At 69.9% G+C, this 3,332-nt stretch carries 3 protein-coding genes and 1 pseudogene; 2 read left to right on the plus strand and 2 right to left on the minus strand.

Going from position 1 to position 3,332, the window contains the following annotated elements; all coding sequences use genetic code 11:
• The coding region (locus AC1DYI_RS30185; protein ID WP_477207807.1) for an ATP-binding protein at nt 1-1,336 on the minus strand (1,336 nt) is incomplete at its 3' end.
• 187 nt (nt 1,337-1,523) lie between these two features.
• Between AC1DYI_RS30185 and AC1DYI_RS30190 the strand changes: the two genes are divergently transcribed.
• Nucleotides 1,524-2,225: a hemerythrin domain-containing protein gene (locus AC1DYI_RS30190; RefSeq protein ID WP_477207808.1), complete on the plus strand. Its 702-nt coding sequence runs from the start codon at nt 1,524-1,526 to the stop codon at nt 2,223-2,225.
• Between the two features lie 91 nt (nt 2,226-2,316).
• Nucleotides 2,317-2,976, plus strand: a complete 660-nt coding sequence (locus tag AC1DYI_RS30195; protein WP_477207809.1) for a peroxiredoxin — start codon at nt 2,317-2,319, stop codon at nt 2,974-2,976.
• A gap of 47 nt (nt 2,977-3,023) precedes the next feature.
• Here the strand turns inward: AC1DYI_RS30195 and AC1DYI_RS30200 are convergent.
• A pseudogene (locus tag AC1DYI_RS30200) lies at nt 3,024-3,332 on the minus strand (argininosuccinate lyase); the annotation flags it as partial.

Consider the following 3,332-nt stretch of genomic DNA (forward strand, 5'->3'; position numbering starts at 1 on the left):
CATAGGCGCTCATCGTCTCCAGCAGCCGGGAGAGCGGCGGATCTTCGCCGTTGACGCTGACCAGTGAGCGTTCGACCATCGCGGCCAGGCCGTCGACCACGTCCCAGCGCCCGACATGTTCGTCGGCGGTCAGCGTCACGGCCAGGTCGAGCGTGAAGCCGCCGGCGAACACGCCCAGCGCGCGGAACAGCCGCTGCTCCGACGCGCTCAACAGGCCGTGGCTCCAGTCCAGCGCATCGTGCAGCGTGCGGTGCCGCGCGGGGGAGTCACGGCGGCCGCGCGACAGCAGCGCAAAGCGCTCGGCCAGCGCGTCGTGCACGGCCCGCAGGCCCATCAGCGGCACCCGCGCGGCGGCCATCTCCAGTGCCAGCGGCAGGCCGTCCAGCTGTTGGCACAGGGCCGCCAGCAGTGGCAATGTGATGGGCGTCACCTGGAACCGGCGGTCGGCCTCGGCGATGCGCTCGACCAGCAGGGCCAGCGCGCCGTCGGGTGCGTCGGTGGTGGGCAGGGGCTCCAGGCGCAGCACCCGTTCGCCGCCCACCGCCAAGGGCAGCTGGCTCGTGACCAGCRGGCGCAGCGCCGGCGCATCACGCAGCCGCACGGCCCATTCGGCGCAAGGCTCGATCAGGTGTTCGGCGTTGTCGAGCACCAGCAGCATTGGCGCGTCGGGCGGCAACAATCGCAGCAACTGCGCCACCGGGGCGCCTTCGTCGAGCTGCCCGCCCAGCGCCCGGGCGATGGCACCCGGCACCTGGGCACCTTGCGTCAGCGGTGCCAAGTCGACCCACGCGCTGCAGCCCCGCCAGCGGGCCAGCGCCACGCGCGCCAGGCTGCTCTTGCCGACGCCGGGGGTGCCGACCAATGTGGTGCAGCCGCCGCGGTCAAGCAGTGCGGCTTCCAGTTGGGCGAGGTCGGCGTCGCGCCCGAACAGGCGCTGCGTTGCCGCACTCCCGGGCACTGCTGCGGTGACGGGCTCGGGCGCCGGTGCTGCAGCCGCTGGCTCGGCCAGCAGCGTCACGCTCAGGCGATAGCCGCGGCCGGGCACGGTGGCGATGGCGTCTTCGCCCAGCAATCGGCGCAAGGTGTTGATCTGCACGCGCAGGTTGCCTTCTTCCACCACCAGCCCTGGCCAGACGAGGTCCAGCAGCTCGCTCTTGGTGTGCAGGTCGGCCGGTCGGGCCGCCAACGCCATCAGCAGGTCCAGCGCGCGGCCGCCCAGCGCGGCGGGCTGGCCATCCACCAGCAGCCGGTACTCGGCGGGCCGCAGTTCGAAGCGGCCGCCGGGCCCGAAGCGCAATGGCCCGTCCGGTGCGGCGGTGCGTGCGGTGCTTGGCAACTCGGTCCTCTTGGCCGTCTGGGCAGTCTCGGCAGGCCCGGCGGGCGCCTCCGGCGTGGAGCTTACGGCATCGCCGCTGCGGCTCGCGACCCAGGTTTAACAACGTTAAACACCGGTTGAACGACTTCCGGGACCACGATCCGCACACTGCATTCCATCGCAACCGACCCGCCCCAAGGAGCCTGCCATGACCGAACCCGAAGTCTCCGTACCCGCCGTGATGCGCAACTACCACGAGGTGCTGCGCAACGACCTGTCCAAAGTGCTGCCGCGGCTGGCCGAGGCCGGTGACCTGGACGGTTTCGCGGCCGCATGGCGGGCCTACCAGACAGCGATCGCCGTCCACGCGGCGATGGAAGACGGTGTCGAAGGCGCAGGCGGCGGCAGCGCGGCGATGCTGGATCACTACTTCGACGGCGCCGCCGGTGCGGCCATGTTCCAGGCCGAGCACATCGACGAGCACGTCATGCAATGCGACGTGACCGACGCCATCCCGCGCGGCGCCGAGGCGGTGCGCGAAGCCTTCGCCGAATACCGCAGCTTCGCCGAGGCGCACCTCAAGCACGAGGAAGACATCATGATGCCGCTGGTGGCTCGCCTGCCGCAGCCCAAGGCACCGCTGTTTGCCGAATGGTGCGTGTCCGCTGGCATCGCTCACGGCGGCTTCGAACATTTCGTCGCGCACGGCGTGCAGTCGCTGGCCGCCCACGGCAGCACCAAGAACACGCCAGCCGGCGCGACCCGGGTGTTCGTGCATGCGCTGAAAACGGTCTGCACGCCGGCCCAATGGGCGCGCTACCTGCCTGTGGCTCGCAGCGCGGCTCCGCCAGATGTCTGGATGGCTGTGCTGGCCGAGGTTCCCAGCCTCGAGGCCTTGGCCGCTGCCTGAACCCATTTTCTTCCTGAACCCAGGCCACCCGCCGATGCCGCGCCGGGCCGGTGGCCTTCAACCTCAGCGCGCGCTTCCAGGAGCTTTCACCATGTCCCAGCGCATCAACGACATCGCCCCCGACTTCACCGCCGAAACGACCCACGGCACCGTCCGCTTCCACGAGTGGATCGGCGACAGCTGGGCGGTCCTGTTATCGCACCCGAAGGACTTCACGCCGGTCTGCACCACCGAGCTGGGCTACATGGCCAAGATCCAGCCCGAGTTCACGAAGCGCAACGCCAAGCTGATGGGCCTGAGCGTGGACCCGGTGGACAACCACCACAAGTGGGCCGCCGACATCGAAGAGACCCAGGGCCACATGCCCAAGTACCCGATGATCGGCGACCACGATCTGGCGGTGGCCAAGCTCTACAACATGCTGCCCGCCGACGAAGCCGGCTCGTCCGACGGCCGCACCGCGGCCACCAACGCCACGGTGCGCTCGGTGTTCATCATTGGCCCGGACAAGCGCATCAAGCTGATGCTGACCTACCCGATGACGACCGGCCGCAATTTCGACGAGATCCTGCGCGTGCTGGACTCGATGCAGCTGACCGCCAAGCACAAGGTCGCCACCCCGGCGAACTGGCAGCAGGGCGACGACGTGATCATCGCCGGCTCGGTGTCCGACGACGATGCCAAGAAGCTGTTCCCCAGCGGCTGGACGGCGCCGAAGCCCTACCTGCGCATCACCAGGCAGCCCGGCTGATCAACGAACCGCGCGGCGGGCGGCGTCCCGAGGCCGCCCGTTGTTGATCAGCCCAGGCGCGCCCGGTGCCGCTCGATCTGCGCCCGCGCCTGGTTGGGCGCGGTGCCGCCGATCACGTTGCGGGCGTTCAGCGAGCCGGTCAGGCTCAGCACTTCGAACACGTCGTCGCCGATCGAGGCATGGAAGCCCTGCAGCGTGGCCAGCGGCAGGTCCGACAAGTCGACGCCGAGCTTCAGGCCTTCTTTCACCGCGTGGGCGACGACCTCGTGCGCATCACGGAACGGCAGGCCCTTCTTGACCAGGTAGTCGGCCAGGTCGGTTGCGGTGGCGTAGCCACGGCGCGCGGCCTGCTGCAT

The sequence above is a fragment of the Ideonella sp. P3_A4 genome (assembly GCF_056403075.1).

Coding starts and splice junctions, on each gene's coding strand:
- AC1DYI_RS30190 (WP_477207808.1), top strand. CDS start 1,524: ATGACCGAACCCGAAGTCTCCGTACCCGCCGTGATGCGCAACTACCAC.
- AC1DYI_RS30195 (WP_477207809.1), top strand. CDS start 2,317: ATGTCCCAGCGCATCAACGACATCGCCCCCGACTTCACCGCCGAAACG.